General features: G+C 76.4%; 1 protein-coding gene. It reads right to left on the reverse strand.

The window, feature by feature from the left end:
• Positions 1 to 568: recombination-associated protein RdgC (locus I6U14_RS15690; protein ID WP_296900459.1), on the reverse strand; the 568-nt coding region annotated here is incomplete at its 3' end.
• Positions 569 to 833: the final 265 nt, after the last annotated feature.

Genomic DNA, 833 nt, shown 5'->3' on the forward strand with positions numbered 1-833 from the left:
CCGCGAGGGGGCGCCCCGCCGGGGCGGTGCCGGGCGCACGCCGGCCGGTGAGGGCCGCCGCCGCCGCGGGGGCCGCCAGGGGGGGTGCCGGCAGCGAGCCCAGGCGCTCGGGCAGCAGCGACAGCACCTCTTCCGCGAGCTTGTCCGAAGCCGCATCGCCGACGACCCGGCCAGCCTGCGGGTCGATCAGCGCCGGCACCAGCCGCGAGCGGGTGAAGGCCTGCGGCAGCATCTCCGCCAGCAGGGCATCACGCAGCTGCGAGCGCTCGCGGCGCGAGACATCGCGACCCTCCGCCTGCTCCAGCTCTGCGACCCGCTCGGCCACCGCCTCGCTGATCACAGACGCCGGCAGCAGCCGCTCCTGGCGGCGCGCCGCCACCAACAGGCAGCCGTTGACCCCGTGTGCGAGCATCTCCGCCTGCGGGCCGAGCGGCGGCGCCCAGCCCATAGTCATCGCCTCCAGCGGGCCGCAGCCACGGAAGGCCTTCTCCGCGAGCCGCTCGTGCAGGGCGACGTCGTCGAGCTCGAAGGGCGTGTTGAGCCGGAATACCCGGGCGTTCTTGAACATCCGCTGCTCCCGCGAAAAAGCCGCGGATTATGCGGCCCCCGCCGCAGGCGGGCAAACCTTCATCGCGTTGACGACAGGGCCGCGGATACGCAAACGCCGACGCGCCCGCCTCCCGCCCCCACTGTTCCGACACTCCGCAACGACGGGCCCCCCCACCCCCCCGCCCCACCCACCCCCCGCGCCCTAACGCGGCCCCCGCCAGCCCGCACGCCCCCCGCCCCCCCCCCCTGGACACACCCTCGCACGTCCCCGCCCCGCCCCCCCC

It is taken from the genome of Thiohalocapsa sp., from assembly GCF_019695415.1.
In the GTDB taxonomy this organism is placed as follows: domain Bacteria; phylum Pseudomonadota; class Gammaproteobacteria; order Chromatiales; family Chromatiaceae; genus Thiohalocapsa.